Origin of the sequence: Micromonospora sp. NPDC049799 (assembly GCF_040656655.1) — a bacterium.
Taxonomy (GTDB): domain Bacteria; phylum Actinomycetota; class Actinomycetes; order Mycobacteriales; family Micromonosporaceae; genus Micromonospora.
This window is the reverse complement of sequence record NZ_JBFAMU010000858.1, coordinates 1-1,290: the sequence shown is the minus strand read 5'-3', so window position 1 is coordinate 1,290 and position 1,290 is coordinate 1. Positions and strand designations below refer to the sequence as shown.

The 1,290-nt window shown below is 75.6% G+C and carries 2 protein-coding genes; both read right to left on the bottom strand.

Annotated elements, in window-relative coordinates:
* Nucleotides 1-783: a precorrin-4 C(11)-methyltransferase gene (gene cobM, locus AB0I76_RS30135; protein WP_357042601.1), complete on the bottom strand. Its 783-nt coding sequence runs from the start codon at nucleotides 781-783 to the stop codon at nucleotides 1-3.
* The coding region (locus tag AB0I76_RS30130; protein ID WP_357042598.1) for an SAM-dependent methyltransferase at nucleotides 780-1,290 on the bottom strand (511 nt) is incomplete at its 5' end. The genes cobM and AB0I76_RS30130, both read right to left, overlap by 4 nt.

The following is a 1,290-nucleotide window of genomic DNA, read 5'->3' as shown; positions in this document are numbered from 1 at the left end:
TCAAGGAGGACCTGTGCTCACTGTCGGTGACCGCTTCCCGGAGTACGAACTCACCGCCTGCGTGTCGCTCGACGCCGACCGGGCGTTCGAGACCACGACCAGGAACAGGGTGTGCTTCCACAGCCGGTGCTCCTTGACGGTCGCCTCCAGCTCGCCGAGGGTGCAGCGCACCACCAGCTCGTCCGGCCAGGTCGCCCGGTACGCGACGACGACCGGGGTGTCCGGCGGGTAGCCGCCGGCCAGCAGCTCGACCTGGGCCTGGCCGGACCGGGCGGCGGAGAGGAACAGCGCCATGGTGGTGCCGTGCCGGGCGAACTCCCGGACCCGCTCCCCGGGCGGCATCGGCGTCTTCCCGCCCTCCAGGCGCGTGAGGATCACCGACTGGGCGACCTCGGGGATGGTCAGCTCCCGGCCGACGAGCGCGGCGGCGGCGGTGAACGAGGAGACCCCGGGCACGATCTCGGTGTCGAGACCGAGCGCGCGGCACAGGTCGAGCTGTTCCTGCACCGCGCCCCACAGCGCCGGGTCTCCGGAGTGGACCCGGGCCACGGTCAGCCCCCCGGCGGCGGCACGCCGGTAGAGCGGCAGCAGCCCCTCGACGGGCAGCCGCGACGAGTCGACGACCTCGGCGTCGGCGCGGGCGTGGGTGAGCACGTCGGCGTGGACGAGGCTCGCCGCCCACACCACCACGTCGGCGGCGGCGATCACCCGCGCCGCCCGCAGCGTCAACAGGTCCGCCGCGCCGGGGCCAGCGCCGACGAACCACACCTTGCCGGTGGTCACAGGTGTCCTCCCCGGTGGTCCCGGCGGGCCGGGACGAGCAGCGTCGACAGGTACGGCAGGTCGTCGGCGGTCGCGTCGTACGGGCCGATCCGCTCGTCGGGCAGGCCGAGGCTGCGCCCCAGCACGGCGTCGTCCAGGCGACCCGCCCGCCGCAGCGCACCCACCAGGTCGGCGTGGCGGCGCCAGCCCTTGTAGACCACGACGGTGCCGGGGCCGGCGAGCGCGTCGGCGACCGGCGCCAGCCCGGCGGTGGCCGGCAGCAGGGTCAGCGGTTCCCGCCCCTCGCAGAGCGGCAACCCGCTGCGGGCGGCGAGGTCCTGCATGGCGGTGACGCCGGGAACCGTGCCGACCACCACGTCGGGCCGCAGGGTGCGGACGCTCTGGGCGAGGTAGGAGAAGGTCGAGTAAACGTTCGGGTCGCCGATCGTGGCGAACGCGACCGCGCGGGCACCGCCGTCGAGGGCGGCCGCCACGGTGCGGGCGGCGCCGTCCCAGGCCCGCTCCCGC